The sequence below is a fragment of the Streptomyces sp. SDr-06 genome (assembly GCF_003324565.1).
Lineage (GTDB): Bacteria > Actinomycetota > Actinomycetes > Streptomycetales > Streptomycetaceae > Streptomyces.
Genome location: NZ_QOLA01000004.1, coordinates 149,142 through 166,658, shown reverse-complemented (window position 1 = coordinate 166,658; position 17,517 = coordinate 149,142). Strand labels below are relative to the sequence as shown.

The 17,517-nt window shown below is 72.6% G+C and carries 17 protein-coding genes; 5 read left to right on the top strand and 12 right to left on the bottom strand.

The window, feature by feature from the left end:
* Positions 1 to 2: 2 nt before the first annotated feature.
* From DT019_RS11635 to DT019_RS11620, 4 genes are all read right to left on the bottom strand, one after another.
* Positions 3 to 1,124 (bottom strand): TIGR03364 family FAD-dependent oxidoreductase, encoded by a 1,122-nt coding sequence (locus DT019_RS11635; RefSeq protein ID WP_114036679.1) that lies wholly within the window; start codon positions 1,122 to 1,124, stop codon positions 3 to 5.
* A gap of 332 nt (positions 1,125 to 1,456) precedes the next feature.
* Positions 1,457 to 2,215: a GntR family transcriptional regulator gene (locus DT019_RS11630; protein WP_114036901.1), complete on the bottom strand. Its 759-nt coding sequence runs from the start codon at positions 2,213 to 2,215 to the stop codon at positions 1,457 to 1,459.
* A 246-nt stretch (positions 2,216 to 2,461) separates the two neighbouring features.
* Positions 2,462 to 3,250 (bottom strand): hypothetical protein, encoded by a 789-nt coding sequence (locus DT019_RS11625; RefSeq protein WP_114036678.1) that lies wholly within the window; start codon positions 3,248 to 3,250, stop codon positions 2,462 to 2,464.
* Positions 3,251 to 3,461: 211 nt separating this feature from the next.
* The gene (locus DT019_RS11620) at positions 3,462 to 4,562 is read right to left on the bottom strand and encodes an ROK family transcriptional regulator (protein ID WP_114036677.1); all 1,101 of its coding nucleotides are present in this window, start codon (positions 4,560 to 4,562) and stop codon (positions 3,462 to 3,464) included.
* 56 nt (positions 4,563 to 4,618) lie between these two features.
* On the opposite strand from DT019_RS11620, the gene DT019_RS11615 reads away from it, so the two are divergent.
* On the top strand, positions 4,619 to 5,716 hold the full coding sequence (locus tag DT019_RS11615; RefSeq protein WP_114036676.1) for a Gfo/Idh/MocA family oxidoreductase: 1,098 nt from the start codon (positions 4,619 to 4,621) through the stop codon (positions 5,714 to 5,716).
* 74 nt (positions 5,717 to 5,790) lie between these two features.
* Complete coding sequence (locus DT019_RS11610) at positions 5,791 to 6,258, top strand: heme-degrading domain-containing protein (RefSeq protein WP_114036675.1); 468 nt, start codon at positions 5,791 to 5,793, stop codon at positions 6,256 to 6,258.
* A 3-nt stretch (positions 6,259 to 6,261) separates the two neighbouring features.
* On the opposite strand, the gene DT019_RS11605 is transcribed toward DT019_RS11610, so the two are convergent.
* The 5 genes from DT019_RS11605 to DT019_RS11585 all read right to left on the bottom strand — a co-directional run bounded on the left by DT019_RS11605 (position 6,262) and on the right by DT019_RS11585 (position 11,068).
* Positions 6,262 to 7,836, bottom strand: a complete 1,575-nt coding sequence (locus tag DT019_RS11605) for a choice-of-anchor A family protein (RefSeq protein ID WP_114036674.1) — start codon at positions 7,834 to 7,836, stop codon at positions 6,262 to 6,264.
* Positions 7,837 to 8,213: 377 nt separating this feature from the next.
* Positions 8,214 to 9,071, bottom strand: a complete 858-nt coding sequence (locus DT019_RS11600) for a fumarylacetoacetate hydrolase family protein (protein ID WP_114036673.1) — start codon at positions 9,069 to 9,071, stop codon at positions 8,214 to 8,216.
* Positions 9,072 to 9,204: 133 nt separating this feature from the next.
* A complete protein-coding gene (locus tag DT019_RS11595; RefSeq protein ID WP_114036672.1) occupies positions 9,205 to 9,972 on the bottom strand; it encodes a YidC/Oxa1 family membrane protein insertase in 768 nt (255 codons plus the stop codon).
* A 106-nt stretch (positions 9,973 to 10,078) separates the two neighbouring features.
* Positions 10,079 to 10,402, bottom strand: coding sequence for a DUF6412 domain-containing protein (locus DT019_RS11590; RefSeq protein WP_114036671.1), 324 nt, complete (start codon positions 10,400 to 10,402; stop codon positions 10,079 to 10,081).
* Between the two features lie 132 nt (positions 10,403 to 10,534).
* A complete protein-coding gene (locus DT019_RS11585) occupies positions 10,535 to 11,068 on the bottom strand; it encodes a winged helix-turn-helix transcriptional regulator (protein WP_114036670.1) in 534 nt (177 codons plus the stop codon).
* Between the two features lie 265 nt (positions 11,069 to 11,333).
* Here DT019_RS11585 and DT019_RS11580 point away from each other — a divergent pair, with 265 nt between their 5' ends.
* Entirely contained in the window at positions 11,334 to 12,704 is a 1,371-nt protein-coding gene (locus DT019_RS11580) for an MFS transporter (protein WP_114036669.1), read from the top strand.
* A 125-nt stretch (positions 12,705 to 12,829) separates the two neighbouring features.
* Here the strand turns inward: DT019_RS11580 and DT019_RS11575 are convergent, their stop codons facing one another.
* The 3 genes from DT019_RS11575 to DT019_RS11565 are packed head-to-tail and all read right to left on the bottom strand — an operon-like array spanning position 12,830 to position 15,336.
* Positions 12,830 to 14,329, bottom strand: coding sequence for a sodium:solute symporter (locus tag DT019_RS11575; protein ID WP_114036668.1), 1,500 nt, complete (start codon positions 14,327 to 14,329; stop codon positions 12,830 to 12,832).
* Entirely contained in the window at positions 14,326 to 14,559 is a 234-nt protein-coding gene (locus DT019_RS11570; RefSeq protein ID WP_189389458.1) for a DUF3311 domain-containing protein, read from the bottom strand. The genes DT019_RS11575 and DT019_RS11570 overlap by 4 nt, the downstream gene beginning before the upstream one ends.
* Positions 14,560 to 14,568: 9 nt before the next feature.
* A complete protein-coding gene (locus DT019_RS11565; protein WP_114036667.1) occupies positions 14,569 to 15,336 on the bottom strand; it encodes a class E sortase in 768 nt (255 codons plus the stop codon).
* A 137-nt stretch (positions 15,337 to 15,473) separates the two neighbouring features.
* Between DT019_RS11565 and DT019_RS11560 the strand changes: the two genes are divergently transcribed.
* On the top strand, positions 15,474 to 16,487 hold the full coding sequence (locus DT019_RS11560; protein ID WP_114036899.1) for an SEC-C domain-containing protein: 1,014 nt from the start codon (positions 15,474 to 15,476) through the stop codon (positions 16,485 to 16,487).
* A gap of 19 nt (positions 16,488 to 16,506) precedes the next feature.
* Positions 16,507 to 17,514 (top strand): NaeI family type II restriction endonuclease, encoded by a 1,008-nt coding sequence (locus DT019_RS11555; protein ID WP_114036898.1) that lies wholly within the window; start codon positions 16,507 to 16,509, stop codon positions 17,512 to 17,514.
* Positions 17,515 to 17,517: the final 3 nt, after the last annotated feature.

Sequence of the window (17,517 nt, the reverse complement as noted above, 5' to 3'; positions counted from 1 at the left end):
CCTCACCAGCCCAGCTCGTTCGCGGTCTGCTCGGCGATGGCCGGGGAGCAGGTCATGCCGCGCCCGCCCGGCCCGGTCACCAGCCACACCCCGTCCCGCACCCGCTGGCGGTGCACCACGCGCGAGGTGTCGGTGCACTGGGCGTAGACCCCGGCCCAGCGCCGCTGGATCGTGGGCAGCGGCCGCCCGAGGAAGGACTCGACGACCCGGACGAGGTGCTCGTACGGCTCCTCCAGGACGTCGAAGGCGAAGGGGTGCTCGTACTCGTGGGTGTCGCCGATGGTCAGCCCGCCGTCCTCGCGCTGCACCATCAGGAGCTGCATCTTGTGGGCGGCGGCGGTCGGGTCCTGCGCCTGCCCGGCGTTCAGCGCGTCGAGCGCCTCACTCGCGTACGCCGGGTAGTAGCGGAAGCTGTCGGCGTCGGCGATGGACGTGGTCAGCGGCTCGCCGAGCGGCGCGGTCTGCATCATCTGGAGCCGTACGCGGCGCACGGGCAGGTCGGGCACGAGCTCGCGGACGAGCCCGCCGAGCCACGCCCCCGTGCACAGCACGACGACGTCACCGGTGTGCACGTCACCGTGGTCGTCACGGACGGCTCCGGCGCCGACGACGTCGCGGACCTCCCGCCCACCCAGGAAGGTGTACCGGCCGGAAGCCAACAGAGCTTGCTTCAGGGCGAGTTGCGCGGTGCGCGGCTCGACGGCCGCGTCCCGCTCGCACCACAGGGCGGCCTCGAAGTCTCCGCGCAGGGCGGGGTTGAGGGCGCGGGCCTCGTCGGCGGTCAGGAGCTTGTAGCCCCGGGCGGCGGCGTCCGGCCGGGCCAACGCGGCCTCCGCCACGGCGAGTTCGAGGCCGGTGCGCAGCGGGGTCAGCGAACCGTTGGGGCGGAAGCCGAGCCCGGGGACGCGCGCGCCGATCCCCTCCCACAGCTCGCGGGCCCGCAGCGCGGTGTCCAGCTCCTCGCCGCCCGCGCGGCCACTGACCCAGATCTGGCCGAAGTTGCGGAGCGATGCCCCGCGCGCCTCGCTCTCGCGCTCGATGTGTACGACCTCGTGGCCGCGTTCCACTGCGTGCCAGGCGTGCATGGTTCCCACCACGCCGGCTCCAACGACGATGACTCTCACGCCGGTCACGCTCCTCGGCACCGGTGTCCCACACCGGTCCACCCAGCAACGAGCCGGTGAACGACCGCCCAAACTTGGCCTAGACCCGTTACCTATCCGTGACACCCCCCAGGGGGCGCGAGGAACGGCGCGAGAACCCCCCACGGCGGACGGACAAAAGGGGGTTGAGGGGCGCGAGGAACGGCGCGAGAACCCCCCACGGCGGACGGACAAAAGGGGGTTGAGGGGCGCGGGGAACTGCGCGAACAGCGGCACGGCCCGCAGCCGAAAGCGAACCAAGGGGGGCGCGGGGAACGGCGCAAACGGCCCCGACGCCCGCAGTCGAACCCCGCCTACCCGAGGTGGGTGGTGAAGGAGAACCGGTCCCCCCGGTACAGCGTCCGGACCCGCTCAACCGGCCCCCCCGAAGAATCCCGCGAAACCCGATGAATGAGCAGCATCGGCAAGGCCGGCGGCGTACCGATGAGCAGCGCCTCGCGAGGCGTGGCCAGCACCGTCTCGATGCGCTCGTCGACGTCCCCGAGGGTGATGCCGAGCCGGTCGCGCAGGTAGGCGTAGAAGGAGGAGTCCGGCGTGAACTCCTTGTCCAGGTCGGGCATCCGGGCCACCGCCGCGTACGTGCTCTCCAGACCCATGCGCTCGTCGTCCGCGAGCAGCACCCGCTCCATGTGCCAGACGGGCTCGCCCCGCCCGAGCCCGGTCTCGGCGGCGAGCGCGGGCGGGCAGGGGAAGCGTTCGAGGGTGATGAGGTGACGTCCGGGCGTACGGCCCTGGCGGCGCACGCCCTCGGTGTAGCTGGCCAGCGAGAGGGGCTGCTCCAGTTTGGCCCCGGCCACCACGGTGCCGCGGCCCTGTCGGCGCAGCCTCCCTTCGAGCAGCAGCTCCCGCAGCGCCTGGCGGACCGTCTCGCGGGCGACTTCGTAGCGCAGGGCCAGATCGCGCTCGGTCGGCAGCAGGCCCCCCACCCCCAACTCGTCGATGAGCAGGGAAACTTGAGCCTTGACGGCGTAGTACTTCGGGATGCGTCCGTGCTCCGGGATGCCGGAGCGGATGGGGGCGCCGGGCGCCTGGTTCTCCGGGTAGCCGGTCAGGGAGTCGTACGGGGTGTCGGCCAGGGAGTCGTTCGGGGTGCCGCCCGGGGCGTTGTTCGAGGCGCCGCTCAGGGAGTCGTTCGGGTTTTCCACGGGCCCGATGCTCGCACGGGCACGTGAACAGCCGGGGTACTCCCGGGGCCGGACCCGCGGGGCGGCTCGCACGGGAGTCGGGCGTAGCCGCCCTCAGGAGACCGGCACGCGGACCGGCACCGGCATACCCGGCACCGGTTCACGCGGAGCCGGTCAGCCGCGGCGCGTACGCAGTCGGCGGGACACGGCCAGCAGGGCGCCGCCCGCCAGGAGGAGGGCGCCCGCGGTGAGGCCGAGGGGGGCCAGGGCGCTGCCCCGGCCGGTCGCGGCGAGCTCGGGGGCCGGTTCGTGCGGCGGATCGCCTTCGGCCACCACCTCGAAGCGGTAGTCGCCGGACTCCCCCACCCACTGGCCATTGGTGCCCCGCCGCTGCACGATCGCGGCGTTGGCGGTGATCTGCCCGGGCACGGTGTCGTCGGCGAAGCCGAGCCGCACCGGCACGGTGAGGGTCTTGCCGGGACCGATGACGAACCCGGGGAAGCCGTCGTCGAAGACGCCGATGTGCTCGTCCTCGTCGGTCCTGAGGAACGTCACGGGGTGCCTGCGGCCGGTGGCCGGGTCGTCGAACTCCATCGTGAGCTGGGAGTTCCTGAGTGTGCGGTCCCGGTCGACCAGGACGAGGACGGGGTGGATGCTGTCGCAGGTCTCGCCGGAGGTGTTGGTGAGGTCCAGGGACCAGGCCCGGCTGCCGCCGCCGGGAACGTACGCGGCGGGCCCGCCGTGGATCTTCGTGTCGAGCGGGAACGCGGAGCCGGTGCGGCCGGCACAGAGGGGCAGCTTCAGCTGGAGCGGCGGGTCGACGGGCACCGCGACCACCGGCTTGCGCGGCGCCAGGTCGTGGCGGCCGGGGGGCCGTCCGCCGTCGTCGGCCGCGGCCACCCCCGCGAGCGCGGTGATCGTGGCGGCGGCCACCGCGGTGACGAGGGCAGTGCGCAGTCGCATGAGGGGCCTTTGCTGCTCGCGGCGTTCGGGGTCAGGGGCCGCTGCCCGTCCGGAGTCGGCGCCTCCCGATCGGACCCGGTCGTGGCCCGCGAGCCTGCCACGTCCCGGGCCGCCCACCGGGCACGCCCCGCCCGCCATGCCCGGACCGGCGGCCGAAGACCGCCCTATCAGCCCAATATCGGGCCGTCATATCAGCGCTCCGGCGCGGGCCCTACGGCTGCGGGTAGGCCACGTCCGCCCGGCCGAAGACGGGGACGAGGACGAGCTGGGCCGCGCCCTCCGCCACCGCGTGCGGACCGCCCGCGGCCGGGCGCACCGGAACCTCGGGGGAGCCGCCGCGCCGGGCGCGTTCCTCGACCACCGCGGTCACGCCCCGTACGAAGGTGTCCTGGTCCGCGCCGACCGTGCGGCCGCCGAGCAGGACCTCGTCGATGTCGAGCAGCCCCACCAGGTTGGCCGCGCCCACCCCGAGGAAGCGGGCCGCGGCCGCGATGTCCCCCCGGGCGACGGCCGCCAGGCAGAGCGCCTCGATGCAGCCGCGCCCGCCGCAGCCGCACACGGGCCCGCCGAGCAGGATCGTCTGGTGGCCGAACTCGCCCGCGCCCGTACGAGCACCGCGGTGCAGGGACCCGCCGAGCACGAGCCCCGCGCCGAGACCGCTGCCGAGGTGGATGTACGCGAAGGAGCCCGCCCGCCCCGCGCCGCGGAGGGCGAGGCCGAGTGCGGCGGCGTTGGTGTCCTTGTCCAGGAACACCTTCCGGCCGAGCCGCTCGGCGAGCGCGTCGCGCAGCGGGAAGCCGTTCCAGTGCGGGAAGCCGGTGACGCGGTGCAGCACCCCGCTGTCGTGGTCGAGCGGGCCCGGCATGGCGACGCCGACGCCGAGGACCCGCCGCCGGCCGGTCAGCGCCTCGGCCTCGGCGGCGGCCGTCTCCACCACGTCCGACGGCTCCGCGCCGAGGTCCAGCGGCACGGTCCTGGCGCCCACCAGGGTGCCCGCGAGGTCGACGAGGACCGCGGTCAGTTCGTCGCGGTCCAGGTGCAGGCCGATGGCGTGCGCGGCGGACGGCACCAGCTTGAGCACGGTGCGCGGTTTGCCGCCGGTGGAGGCGCGGCGGCCCGCCTCGGTGGCCGTGCCCTCGTCGCGCAGCCGTCCGGTGATCTTGCTGACCGCCTGCGGAGTGAGCCCGGTGCGCTCGGCGAGCTCCAGACGGCTGATGCCGCTCTCGCCCGCGGCCCGCAGCAGGTCGAGGACCAGCGCGGCGTTGTGGTGGCGCAGCGCCGGCAGGTTCGCACCCGTATTGCTCCTGTTCACCGACCCATTGTCCCTCTTGCTTGCACTTTGGCAACAGCGTTGCTTAAGTGGATCCCATGAAGGATCCCCTGAACGCTGACCAGACCGCCGCCCTCCGCGTGGGACTCGTGGGCTTCGGCCTCGCGGGCTCCGTCTTCCACGCCCCGCTGATCTCCGCGACCGAGGGCCTGGTCCTCGACGCCGTGGTCACCTCGAACCCCGAGCGCCAGGCGCAGGCCCGTGCCGAGTACGGCGAAGGCCTGCGCCTCGTGGAGACCCCCCAGGAGCTGTTCGACGCGGGCCTCGACCTGGTCGTGATCGCCTCGCCGAACAAGACCCACGTCCCGATCGCCACCGAGGCGCTCCAGGCCGGTCTGCCGGTCGTCGTGGACAAGCCGCTGGCCGGCACGGCCGCCGAGGCGCGCGCGCTCGCCGCGCTCGCCGAGGAGCGCGGCCTGCTGCTCTCGGTCTTCCAGAACCGCCGCTGGGACAACGACTTCCTGACCCTGCGCGGGCTCCTCGCGGACGGCGAGCTCGGCGCGGTCCAGCGCTTCGAGTCGCGCTTCGAGCGGTGGCGCCCGCAGCCCAAGGGCGGCTGGCGCGAGTCGGGCGACCCGGTCGAGATCGGGGGCCTCCTCTACGACCTCGGCAGTCACCTCGTCGACCAGGCGCTCGTCCTGTTCGGCCCGGCCCTGCGCGTCTACGCCGAGGCCGACGTGCGCCGACCGGGCGCCCAGGCCGACGACGACACCTTCATCGCGATCACGCACGCGAGCGGCGTCCGCTCGCACCTCCACGTCAGCGCCACGACCGCCCAACTGGGCCCGCGCTTCCGGGTGTTGGGATCGTCCGCGGGCTACGTGAAGTACGGCCTCGACCCGCAGGAGGCGGCGCTGCGGGACGGCAAGCGGCCTTCCACGGGCGAACCCTGGGGCGTGGAGCCCGAGTCGATGTGGGGCCGGGTCGGTTCGGGCGAGTCCCCGCTGACCGGCGGCGGCCGCCCGCTGGAGACGGTGCCGGGCGACTATCCGGCGTACTACGCGGCCGTCGCCAAGGCCCTGCGCGAGGGCGGCGAGCCGCCGGTCACCGCGCACGAGGCCGCGGCCGCGCTCGACGTCCTGGAGGCGGCCCGCCGCTCGGCCCGCGAGGGCGTGACGGTGGAGCTGGCGCTGTGAGGGCCCGGGACACGGCGACACACCCCGAGACGCCGGGAGCGGCGTCGGCCGGAGGGAGCCCGGCCTCCGACAGTGTGGCCGCCCTGGAGGCCGAACAGCGGCGGCTGGTGCTCGACCGGTTCGGATACGAGGACGCCTGGGAGCTCGGCATGCTGCTGCGCACGCTGGCCGTCGAGCGCGGGGCGCCCGTCGTCATCGACGTACGGCACGGGGCGCGTCAGGTGTTCCGCTGCGCGCTGCCCGGGTCCAGCGCCGACAACGACGCCTGGATCGACCGCAAGCGCCGGGTCGCCGAACGCTACGCGGCGCCGTCGTTCCTGGTCGGCGCGCGCTTCCGCGCCAAGGGCACGACGTTCGAGGAATCCTCCCGCCTGGACCCCGACTCCTTTGCCGCGCACGGGGGTTCGTATCCCGTGACGGTCGCGGGGGTCGGGGTCGTGGGGACCGCGACGGTGTCCGGCCTGCCGCAGGCCGAGGACCACGCGCTGGTGGCCGAGGCGCTGACCCGACTCGTCGGGCGCCCCGGCCACCACGGAGGCTGAGTCCTAGCTCAGACCCTTGGGCTTGCGGGTCACCGCGAGCGTGATGCCGCCGGCCGCGACGAGGGTCACGGCGAGCCCGCCGACGAGGATCATCGTCTCGGAGGGCGTGCCGGTGTCGGGCAGCTCACCGCCACCGCCGTCGGTCCCGTACCCGGAGTCGCCTCCGCCCGTGGTGCCGCCGGTGTGCCCACCGTTGGTGTGCCCACCGGAGGTCCCACCATTGGTGTGGCCGCCGCTGGTACCTCCCGAGGTTCCACCGCTGTCTCCGCCGGACGTGCCGCCCGTGTTGCCTCCGGACGTACCCCCCGTGTTTCCGCCGGTGGTGCCTCCGGTCGTGGTCCCGCCGTCGTCGTCCGTGGGGCTCGGGCTCGGGGTCGGGGGTTCGGGTGTCGGGGTCGGGGTCGGGGGCTCCGGAGTGGGGGTGGGCGTCGGAGGCTCGGGGGTGGGCGTGGGAGTCGGAGGCTCGGGTGTCGGGGTCGGGGGCTCGGGCGTGGGCGTTGGGGTGGGCGGTGTCGGAGAGGGCGTGGGCTCCTCGCCGCCGCAGGCGGGGAGATCGCCGTTGAAGGGGTAGGCGTGGATCTCCTGCCCGCCGCCGCCTCCCACGACGGAGGTGTGGATCAGCGAACCGACCGTGAAGAAGCGCCCGTTGAGCCCGGGCAGGGTGACGGTGGTCGTGCTGTCGGTCTGTCCGACCAGGATGCTGCCGGAGAACTGCCCGCTGCCCCGGAGCCGGACGGTGTCGGCGTCGGGGAAGTTCCACAGGAGCCGGTCGCGGAGGGCGGCCGGGAGCATGCCCATGTAGGTGTTGATCTCGCGTACGTCACCGGTGAGGTTGACCAGCACGGTGGCCCCGGAGGGAATCCCGGTGAACCGGAACCCCTGGGCCCCGCCGCTGGGGCTCGCGAGATCGAAGTCGACGTTGAACACCTGGATCGCGGAGGTCCCGTCCCCGGTGAACACCGTCTCGCTGCCGTTGTTGCGGGCGGTGCCGGTGGCGGGCCGGGGCTTGCCGTCGACGTAGGCGTAGCACTGGCTGGCGGCGGCGAGGTTGGGCCTGAGCCGGGCGTACGGGGTGGCCGCGCCGGGGTCGTGGACGGCCTTCGGCAGGACGGTGCCGCTGAGGGTGCCGCCGTAGCGGACGACGCCGGAGACCGAGCCCTCCTCGGCGAGGAGGCGCTGGCCGGGGGCGACGGTGACGTTCTGGCCGGCGGTGAGGAAGTCGGTGCCGTTGTCCGGCGGGACGCGGGAGCCGACACCGGCCACGCCCACGTTGTAGACCTGGGAGACGCCGGTCGCCTTGTGCTGGTCGAAGCCGCCGAGCACGACGACCTTGCCCTCGGCCTCGGCGGCGGCCTGCCGCACGAGGAAGTCGCCGCCGACGAACACGTTGATGTTGTTGTCGCGCCCGGCGAGCGAGCCGTTGTGGGGCTCCGGATACGGGTCGACGGGGCAGTTGCTCCCCTTGCAGGGCCCGAGCCCGTCGGGCAGCGGATCGGCGAACCCGAACGAGGCGAGCACCCCGACCACGACGGCCGCCCCGACGACGACGGCGGAGGCGGTCGCCGCCCTTTTCCGCATTCCTGGCATATTTCGCATATACGCAATATGCGAACCCGTCCACTCGACAGCCCTGAGACACGCACAGCGTGAACCCCATCCGGCGCAGCACCGGTGGGAGTATCACGCCGGTGCGAGGGGCTCCGGGGCATGGAGGCCACCCCTCCTCCCCACGAGCGCCGACCCGCCGCAGGCGGGTGCCCCGACCACCGGCGGGCGGGCGGGAAAGAAGCGACCCGCCGCCAGGCGGGTGCCACGACCACCGGCGGGCGGCCGCCACGAAGCGGCCACCCGCCACAGGTCCCTCAGCCATCCCACGCCGCCGAACGGGCGGGCGGGCGGGAAAGGGCGAGGGCCGCATGGCCCAAGCCCCCCCCAACCCCCCACCCCCGGAGGGCTCACGCGTCCTTGAAGCCCTGCCTCTGCCGCCCCAGCCCGGAAACCTCCAGCTCCACGACGTCCCCCGCCCGCAGATACGGCTTCGGCTCCGGCTGCCCCATGGCCACCCCCGCGGGCGTCCCGGTGTTGATGACGTCCCCCGGGTACAGCGTCATGAACTGGCTGACGTACCGCACGACCTCCGCGACGGGGAAGATCTGCTGCGCGGTCGACCCGTCCTGCCTGAGCTCCCCGTTGACCCAGAGCTTGAGCGAGAGGGCCTGCGGGTCGGGGACCTCGTCCCGGGTGACCAGCCACGGCCCGAGCGGGTTGAACGTCTCGCAGTTCTTGCCCTTGTCCCACGTGCCGCCGCGCTCGATCTGGAACTCCCGCTCGGACACGTCGTGCGAGACCGCGTACCCCGCGACGTACGCCAGCGGGTCCTCGTCGTCGGCCACGTACCGCGCGGTGCGCCCGATGACGATGGCGAGTTCGACCTCCCAGTCCGTCTTCACCGAGCGACGCGGCACGAGCACCGTGTCGTTGGGCCCCACCACCGTGTCCGCCGCCTTGAAGAAGACGACCGGCTCGGCCGGAATCGCGGCGCCGGTCTCCTCGGCGTGGTCGTGGTAGTTCAGCCCGATGCACACGACCTTGCCGATCCGTGCGACCGGCGGCCCGATGCGCGCTCCGGCGTCGGCGAGCGCGGGCAGCACGCCGGTGTCGGCCGCGGCCCGTATCCGGTCCAGGGCGAACTCGTCGGCGAGCAGCTCACCGTCGATGTCCGTCACCAGGCCGGACAGGTCCCGCAGGGTCCCGTCGGCGTCGAGCAGCGCCGGACGCTCTTCGCCGGCGTCGCCTACACGCAGCAGCTTCATGGTCAGTCTCCCTTGGTCGAGCCGGGCCCGGCCGATGGGTAGCGGCCATCGGAGGATCGTCCGATCCTCCAAGGAAGACGTCCACTCCGCAAGACCCCGTTCACAAACTGGACCGTAACCAGGGTCCGGCCTGCTATGCGGCGGTCGCCAGCGCGGCGGGCGCGGGCAGCATGTCCTTGTAGAGGACGGCCCGCTCGACGGCGGACCAGGTGGTGCTGGTCACCACGTACAGCGCGGCGGCGAGCGGCACCACGGCGACCGTGAACAGCGTGGCGAAGGACAGCAGCGGCATGAACCTGCCCATCGCCGCCATCCCGGGCACCGCGTCCTGCCCGCCCGGCGCGACCACGGGCGTGGCCGCCATCTGCCGCTTCGTCCGCCGGTAGTTGAAGGTGGCCACGACCGCGACGACCGCGAACAGCGCGACATACACCAGCCCCTGCGTCCCGAACATCCCGCCGTGCGCGAGCGCGTCCGCCCAGCGCCCGCCGAGCGGCGCCCGGAAGAGGGTGTGGTCCAGCAGGGCGTTCGCCTTCCCGCCGATCGTCGTGCTGGAGAACAGGTGGTAGAGCAGGAAGAACGCGGGCATCTGGAGCAGGCTGGGCAGGCAGCCGGACAGCGGCGACACCTTCTCCGCGGCATGCAGCTCCATGACCGCCTTCTGGAGTGCCTTGCTGTCCTTGCCGTGCTTCTCGCGCAGCGCGGCCAGCTGCGGCCGCAACCGGGCCTGCGCCTTCTGACCCCGCGCTGCCTGCCGCGACAGTGGGTGCACAGCGAGACGTACAAAAGCAGTGAAGAGAACGATCGCGGCAGCCGTCGAAGCGCCGTGGAAGACCGGGTCGAGCAGTCCGGCGAGGTGTTCGGTGAGGTTCGCGAAAGCACTGAAAAGGGACGTGAACATGAGGAGGCCCTCCGGGGCGTCTCGTCAGGGAGTGACACGGGCGTGCGCCTGAGGCGCACGGCTACCGGCGTGACGAGCCGCGAGGTGCGGAGGTACGGAAGTGCCCCTACGCGGCCGTCGGGACGAGAGCCCCGGGCGCTCGGGGGCGGGGCCGCCCGGAGGCGTCGGGGTCGCGCTGCGGGAGGAAGGCGGTGCGCCGTTCCCGGTCGCGGATCGCGGTCCGCACCCGCGTCCGGGCCACCTTCGGCACCGCCCGCGAGGCGAGCGACGCACACACGGCGAGCGCGGAGCCCGCGGCGGCGGTCGCGGCGAGCGCGACGGCGGCCGACAGCATGCCGCCCTCGACGAGGACGGCCTGGGCGAGCAGGAAGAGGAAGAGACCGAACAACGGCCGGGCAAGCCGGGCACACCGCGTGAGTACGCCGCCCATGCCGCCCTCCCTCAGTCCCTCGCGCGCCCGTCCCTCAGGCGCCGCCTCTTTCCCTCCAGCCGTTATACACGATGCCCGAACAACGGCCGCCGGCCGAGCGAATGTCCTCGACGCCCCCGGAATTCGGTGACGTCACGGCGCCTGGAGTTCGAGTGGCTGCAACAGCCGCCTGGGTGCTCGCAGCGCGCGGCTCACCGCGTCCTCGGCCGGGCCGAGTCCGGCCCCGGGCCTCATCTCGACGTCCTCGGGGGCCACGGCCCGCCCGCAGGCCGGGCACTGCCCGTACGACCCGAGCTCGGTCCCGCACTCGGCATGGTGGAAGGTCCGCATCGGCCGCGCGTCCGGATTGAAGGCCCGCCCCCAGAGCCCGAGCGCACGCAGCGCGGGCCACAGCGCCCGCCCGAGCTCCGTCGGCACGTACTCGTCCCGCGGCGGCGACTCCTGGTACCGGCGCTTCTCCAGCACCCCGGCCTCGGTGAGCGAGGCGAGCCGAGCGGCGAGCACGGCCCGCGGGATCTTGAGGTGGACCAGGAAGTCGTTGTAGCGGCGCACCCCGTAGAGCGCGTCCCGCACGACGAGCAGCGTCCAGCGCTCGCCGACGATCTCCAGCGCGCGGGCGATGGAGCACTCCTGCGCCGCGTAGTCGTAGTCCTTGCCGAGAGCCATGTGCCCCAGCCTACCGGGGTGGGTTCACTGAACGAACCTTGAGTGCTAGGGTCGGCCACAGGAAGCAGGTTCATTCACCGAACCCACCAACCGGGGCGCCTGCCGGCGAGGACACCTACCGACAGCCGCCCCTGCCAGGGGCGGCGACCGCGCTTCCCGCACGGACGGACGCCCACCGACGAAGCCCCGCCCGATTCCGTGACCCGTACGCCCAGAACCCGCCCCCCAGGGGGGCAGCACTCCGGGGCCAGCCATGAGGGATGCCATGACGCAGGCAGTACGCACCACCACGAAGCGGCCCGCCCGGGTCCCCGGGGCCGACGGTCGCCCCGGCGCCACGCTCGCCGTCACCAGCGCGGCGACCGCGGTCGCGCTGATGAACTACACCGCCCCGATGCTGACGCTGCCCGGCATGACCGCGTCGTTCCACACCGCGCTCTCCGCCCAGGCCTGGCTCCTCAACGGCGCCCCGCTCGGTCTCGCCGCGCTGCTCCTGATCGCGGGCAGCCTCGCCGACGACCACGGCCGCCGCCGGGTCTTCCTCGCCGGCACCCTCGCCCTCGGCATCACCATGGCGCTGGGCGCCCTCGCCCCCACCACCCTGACCTTCACGCTCGCCCGGGTCGCCCAGGGCATGGCGTCCGCAGCCGTCCTCGCGAGCAGCCTCGGCCTGCTGGTCGCCGCCTTCCCCGCGGGAGCCGCCCGCATCCGCGCCACCGGCGTGTGGGGCGCCTTCGTCAGCGGCGGCATCGCCCTCGGCCCCCTCCTCGCGGGCAGCCTGGCCACCCTCGACTGGCGCCTGGTGTACGCGGTCCTGGCCGTCCCCGCACTGGCCACGGCCGGGTTCGCGGTGCGCGCCCTGGCCGAGTCCCGGGCCCCGCGCGGCGGCCGCCCGGACGTCACGGCCGCCATCACCCTGAGCCTCGCCTTCACCGCCCTCATCGGCGCGCTGACCCTCGGCCGCGACGGCTGGCTGCGCCCCGGCGTGCTCGCCCTGCTGCTCGCCGCCGCCGTGCTGACAGCCGCGTTCGTCCACGTGGAGCGCCGGGCCACGAACCCCATGATCGACCTGGCGCTCTTCCGGCGCGCGGAGTTCCTGGCCTCGTCGGCGGGCGCCCTGTTCACCGGTCTCGCGGTGATCGGCTTCTTCAGCTATCTGCCCGCCCTGCTCGCCCAGTCGCTCGGCATCTCGCCGATGAACGCGGCCTGGCTGTTCGTCCTGTGGTCGGGCACCGCGTTCGTGGTGGCGCTCCAGGCCCGGCGCCTGGCGGGCCGCGTCCCCGCCCGGCACCAGCTCGCCATCGGCTTCGCCCTGCACGCGGCCGGGGTCCTCGCGATGCTCGGCGCCCTCGCCGCGGGCCCGCTGTCCCGCCTGCTCCCCGGCCTCCTGATCGCGGGCATCGGCAGCGGCCTGCTGAACGCCGCGCTCCCCCGCCTCGCCGTCGAGTCCGTCCCGGCCGAGCGCGCGGCGATGGGCTCGGGCGCCAACAACACGGCCCGCTACATCGGTTCATCGGCGGGCGTCGCCCTGACGATCGCCGTGGCCCCGGCGGGCCCGGACACGGTGATCGTGCTGTCGGCGGCCCTGGCGGCGGTGGCCGCCGCCCTGACGACGGTCCTGCGCACCCGCCGCTGAGGGCAGGGGCGGCGCCCGCGGAAGTGCGGGGAGCCTTCGCAATGTCCCGGAATGCTCGATGGCGCTCGGACCCGCACGAGTCCGTGTGCTCAGACCTGCCCGGAATCCCGGGTCCCTGGTGGTGCTCAGACCCGCAGGGAGTCCGATTCCGCCTCCTCATGAATGGGGTCCCGGGCCAGCACCTCGTCACCGACCGGTTCTCCCTTCGGCCCGAGGCAGGAAAGGGCAAGCGCCACAAGGAGGTTGAGGCCGAGCGCGACGATCCCGGCGTTGACCCCCCACACCGGGTCGTGGTCGGTGAACACGAAGCCGCAGACCGTCCCGACCCCCACCGCGAGCCCCACGAGCCCGCCCACCAGCGTCAGCCTCCGCCACACCAGCCCCAGCAGCAGCATCGGCAGAAGCTGTGCCATCCCCTCGTACGAGATGAGCGAGAGCCGTACGAGGGTGTTGGGCACGGTGTAGGTCATGAGCAGGGCGAGCGCCCCCGCGACCACCACCACGACCTGCGAAGCCGCCTTCTGCCGCTCCCGCAGCCGGGGCACCAGGGAGAGCACGCTGCGGCCCCACATGGTGCCGATGACCAGCATGAACACGGCCATCGGCACGATGGACGACAGCGCCGCGGCCACCCCGATGAGCCCGACGGTCCAGGCGGGCAGGGAGTCGACCACCAGCTTGAACAGCGCCAGGTTGGAGTCGGCGCCGGCGAGTCCGGGGACCACGAAGATCGCCGCCATCCCGAGCAGCATCGGCACGAAGAGCAGCACGTTGTAGGCGGGCAGCAGCATGGCGTTGCGCCGCAGGGCATCGGCGTTGCGCGCGCCGAGGTACCCGGCCACGGTCGTCGGGAAGATGACCACGGTGAGGGAGTTGAGGACGGAGGTGGTGGCGAACCACGCCTGTCCAAAGGCTCCACCGTGTCCCGGCAACGTGAGCCAGTCGCTCTTCTCGCTGACGACCCGGTCCAGGAAGTCTCCGTACCCGCCGAAGTAGTGCAGCGGCACATAGATCGCGAGGAAGGCCAGGGTGGCGATCACGAGGACGTCCTTGAGCACCGACACCCAGGCGCTGCCGCGCAGCCCGCTGACGACCACGAACCCGGTGGTGACGGCGAAGGCGATGAAATAGGCCCAGTTGAGCGAGACCGCACCGTAGGAGATCGTCGAGACGACCACGCCCATGCCGGTGATCTGGAGCTGGATGTAGGGCAGCAGGAAGACGGTCGCGAGCAGCGCGACGAGCGCCCCGACCCACGGCCGCCCGTACCGGTGGGCCACCATGTCGGTGATCCCCACAAGCCCGTGCTTCTTCGCGTACGCCCACAACATGGGCCCGACGACATAGCCCACCGCGTAGCCGCAGGACAGGTAGGCGACCACATACAGCACGGGGGCGCCGTAGTTGTATCCCCAGCCCGCGGCACCCAGATAGCTGAAACTGGTGTAGCTCTCGCCCGCCATCAGCAGCCAGATGAATCCCGTCCCCAGGCTCCGCCCGCCCACGGACCACTCGGTGAGCCCGCCGCCTCCGCCCCCGCGCCCGCGTACGGCGAAGAGCCCGAGCGCGACGGTGCCCACCATGAAGGCGCCGAAGATGGTGGTGGCCACAGCGGCACCGCTCATCGCACGCCTCCCCGAGCCCCGGTCCGGGCGCCCTTGCTCCTGGCCCGCTTGTCTCCCCGCCAGGTGAGCCAGATGGCGAGCGGCGTGGCCAGCGTCGCGATCAGCAGCCAGAGGAAGAGGAAGGGCAGCCCGAAGACCACGGGCCGCACCTTGTTCACGAAGGGCAGCGCCCCGAGGTACAGGAGGTAGGGCACCCCCAGCCAGAGCACATGGGATCGACGACGACGCATCCCCGAACGCTAGCGCGGACGGCTCGCCACCAACTTGCCCCACACGACCAGACGGTAGGTGGAGGTGAACTCGGGTGTGCAGGTGGTGAGCGTGATGTAGTGCCCGGGTTCGCTGTACCCGTACGAGGGCTTGACATCGCTCCGGGGAATGGCGGCTATGGTCCCGCCGTCACGGGCGGAGGTCTGAGGCAGCGTGGAATCGACCACGTACGTGAAGACGGTGTCCCGGGTCTCGACGATCAACCGGTCACCGCGCTCCAGCTCATCGATGTGGCGGAACGGCTCCCCGTGCGTGTTCCGGTGCCCGGCGAGCGCGAAGTTCCCGGCCTGCCCCGGCTGGGCGCTCTGCACGTAGTGCCCGACGTATCCCTTGTCGAGGACGCCCGCCTTGCTGATCCCCTGGGCGACGGGCGCGGTGACCGAGATCCGGGGAATCCGGATCACGGCGTACGCCTGGTCGCCGCGCGGGGTGCTTCGGGTCGCCGGGGCGGCCCTTGCCCCGGTGGGCTGGGGCCCGTCGAGCGCGGGACCGTCCCCGACGGCCACCTGCTCGTCGGGCACCGTGGCGGAGGTGGGGGCGGGGCGAGGAGATCCGCCCCACTCCCGCTCCAGCGACTGGACGGTGTGCCCGGCCGCGGCGCGGGCCTCGCGGTTGGTCCACCACAGCTGGTGCACGACGAGCAGCAGGACCAGGAGCCCGAGCGTCACGGCGAGCTCGGCACCGGTCCACAGCCCCCGGGCCGCCCAGGCCCGACGCCCGCGCCCGCCCTGCACCATCACCGGTATCCCTGTGCGCACGGGCGCAGGGTAGGTGCCGGGACCACAACTCACCAGGCCCGCAACACAACCGCCTCGACCCACCAGGACCGGAAGCCCCCTCCGCCGGGCCGCCGTACAGCAGTACGGTGTCCCTCATGCGCCCCGACACGCCTGCCGATCACACTGCCGAAGCCGAGCGTCTGCTGCGCACCGCGGCGCAGTACCCGGAGGACCACGAACCCCTGCTTCTGCAGGCCGCGGCCCATCTGGAGCTCGCCGGCGACCGCCCCAGGGCCACCACGCTCTACGACCGCCTGCTCGCCTCGAAGGTGGACCACCCCCACCTGGTGAAGGCGTTCAAGGCGGCGAACCTGTGGGAGTACGGCCACGAGCCGGAGGCCCGCGCCATCATCCAGGGCATCCGCACGGCGGCCCCGCTCGACCCGGCCGCCTGGGAGATCGTCGCCGAGACGCTGGAGGCCCACGACGAGCTGGACCTGGCCCACGCCTCCCTGACAACCGCCCTCACGCTCCTGGGAGTTGCGGAGGCGGCCGTCGACCCGACGGCGATCCCCTACAGCACCCAGTCCCTCCTCACCACGCGCCACCGGGTGCGCCGCCTCCTCGCCCTGGCCCACGACACGTGGGACACCCTGGCCGACGAGCTGCACACGGCGCCGATCTCCCTGGACGAACTCCACGACCCGAAGCGCCTGTGGTCCCTCGGCTCGGAGGACCCGGCCGAGCTCCGGGCCGAACTCGCCCGCCTGCGCGCCGAGTTGGGCAGCTACCGCGCGGCCCTGTCCCGCCCGTTCCCGGTGGCGGTCCTGCACTGGCCGGAACCGGAACTGGACGAACTCCTCACGGCGTACCCGGAGCTCCAGTCCGAATACCCCACCCACACCGCCCACTTGCTCGACATCGAGGCGTCCCTGCGCGAACTGGCGACGGCGGGCACCCCGAACCTGGGCATCGTGACGGCGACGGTCCCCTCCTACGAAGCCTTCGCGGCCTCGGAATCCTCCTCCCCCGCCAACGCGGACCTCCTCCCCCAATACGCAACAACCCTGGCAGCCCGAGGCCGAGCCACAGCCTGGCCCCCCGGCCGCGGCGCGGACTGCTGGTGCGGCTCGGGAATCAACTATGGGGACTGCCACGGGGCGGCCTGAGGCCCTCCTCCGCAGTGTTATGACAACCAACGCCAAGAAGAACGAGGTCTACCCGTTGCTCCCGCTTGACGTCGCTGCCGCGGCCAACATCCACTCGCAGGCCTTCTTACAAGAAGACGCCGAGCTAGCCGCCGTGTACGAGCGCCTCCGCCAGCTCGACCCTGCCGGTCAGCGCTTCGCCACGGTGCTTCGCGACACGATTGACCAACTGCTCAACGGCGAAGTCACTGGCAGGTACGACTGGAAAACGCTCTTCAAGACCGAGAAGACCCACGCCGGAACGGTTGTCGAGATCAATCTCCAGCGCGAGTTCAGGTTCGACGATGGCGTGGACATGGACTACCGCATCGCTGGCACGGACGTTGACTGCAAGTACTCTCAGCAGTTCGGCGGATGGATGATTCCACCGGAGGCGTTGGGTCACCTCTGCTTGCTTGTCTGGGCGGACGACTACAAGAGCCAGTGGAGCGCCGGACTCCTGCGGATAAAGCCCGAGTGGCTCAACCGGGGTAATAACCGGGACATGAAACTCACCATCAGAGCGGAGCACCGGAACAAGATTCTCTGGCTCTGGCACAGCGCGCCGCTTCCAGAGAATGTGCTTCTGCACCTGAGCGAGAGCGACCGCATCGCTGTCTTTGCTCCTCCGTCAGGCCAGGGCCGCCTCAATGAGCTCTTCCGGCGCGTCCAGCAGCGGCGCATCGGGCGCAATGTGGTGCGCACTGTCGCCCAGCAGAAGGATTACATGAAGCGTGTGCGCGGCAATGGCGGCTCCAGATCAGCTCTCCGCGACGAGGGGATCCTGATTATGGGTGACTACGAGAGTCACAAGCAGATCGCCGCCCAGCTGGGAGTCCCAGTGCCAGCGGAAGGGGAATTCGTCAGCGTACGGGTAGCCGAAGCCGTTCCCGGAATGGACTCCCGGCCCAGTGTGAGCCTCGACGGGCGCCGCTGGGTGGTAGCGACCGGTTCAGAAGCACCGCAGCCGGCCCCCGACCTGCCCGCCCACACCCGACAGCCCAGGTAACCG

What these genes read in the sequence shown, in the direction of transcription:
- DT019_RS11625 (WP_114036678.1), bottom strand. Translation starts at nt 3,250, where the DNA reads ATGCGACTGCGCACTGCCCTCGTCACCGCGGTGGCCGCCGCCACGATC.
- DT019_RS11615 (WP_114036676.1), top strand. Translation starts at nt 4,619, where the DNA reads ATGAAGGATCCCCTGAACGCTGACCAGACCGCCGCCCTCCGCGTGGGA.
- DT019_RS11605 (WP_114036674.1), bottom strand. Translation starts at nt 7,836, where the DNA reads ATGCGGAAAAGGGCGGCGACCGCCTCCGCCGTCGTCGTCGGGGCGGCC.
- DT019_RS11600 (WP_114036673.1), bottom strand. Translation starts at nt 9,071, where the DNA reads ATGAAGCTGCTGCGTGTAGGCGACGCCGGCGAAGAGCGTCCGGCGCTG.
- DT019_RS11595 (WP_114036672.1), bottom strand. Translation starts at nt 9,972, where the DNA reads ATGTTCACGTCCCTTTTCAGTGCTTTCGCGAACCTCACCGAACACCTC.
- DT019_RS11590 (WP_114036671.1), bottom strand. Translation starts at nt 10,402, where the DNA reads ATGGGCGGCGTACTCACGCGGTGTGCCCGGCTTGCCCGGCCGTTGTTC.
- DT019_RS11585 (WP_114036670.1), bottom strand. Translation starts at nt 11,068, where the DNA reads ATGGCTCTCGGCAAGGACTACGACTACGCGGCGCAGGAGTGCTCCATC.
- DT019_RS11580 (WP_114036669.1), top strand. Translation starts at nt 11,334, where the DNA reads ATGACGCAGGCAGTACGCACCACCACGAAGCGGCCCGCCCGGGTCCCC.
- DT019_RS11575 (WP_114036668.1), bottom strand. Translation starts at nt 14,329, where the DNA reads ATGAGCGGTGCCGCTGTGGCCACCACCATCTTCGGCGCCTTCATGGTG.
- DT019_RS11570 (WP_189389458.1), bottom strand. Translation starts at nt 14,559, where the DNA reads ATGCGTCGTCGTCGATCCCATGTGCTCTGGCTGGGGGTGCCCTACCTC.
- DT019_RS11565 (WP_114036667.1), bottom strand. Translation starts at nt 15,336, where the DNA reads ATGGTGCAGGGCGGGCGCGGGCGTCGGGCCTGGGCGGCCCGGGGGCTG.
- DT019_RS11560 (WP_114036899.1), top strand. Translation starts at nt 15,474, where the DNA reads ATGCGCCCCGACACGCCTGCCGATCACACTGCCGAAGCCGAGCGTCTG.
- DT019_RS11555 (WP_114036898.1), top strand. Translation starts at nt 16,507, where the DNA reads ATGACAACCAACGCCAAGAAGAACGAGGTCTACCCGTTGCTCCCGCTT.